1 protein-coding gene is annotated in these 267 nt (G+C 56.2%); it reads left to right on the top strand.

Annotated elements, in window-relative coordinates:
• A partial coding sequence (locus AC0L2O_RS36895; RefSeq protein ID WP_473373220.1) for a hypothetical protein occupies window positions 1-219 on the top strand: 219 nt, incomplete at its 5' end.
• Window positions 220-267: the final 48 nt, after the last annotated feature.

The raw sequence follows: 267 nt of genomic DNA, 5'->3' as shown, positions 1-267 counted from the left end.
CTCGATGAGGTTGACGCACCGCTGGATGACGCTAACGTTGGACGCTACGCTCGGCTGGTCAAGGAGATGTCCCAGACCGTGCAGTTCATCTATATCACCCACAACAAGATCGCCATGGAAATGGCCGATCAGTTGATGGGCGTGACGATGCATGAGCCTGGCTGTTCGCGTTTGGTGGCGGTGGATGTGGAAGAAGCCATGAAGATGGTGGACGCCTAGCGGCGAGTTGTGAGTTTCAAGCGGCAAGCTGCGAGTGAGTTGGCTTGA

This window comes from Bradyrhizobium sp. Kon10, from assembly GCF_055807395.1.
The sequence above is the reverse complement of the archived record's forward strand: the minus strand, read 5'-3'. Positions and strand labels throughout refer to the sequence as shown.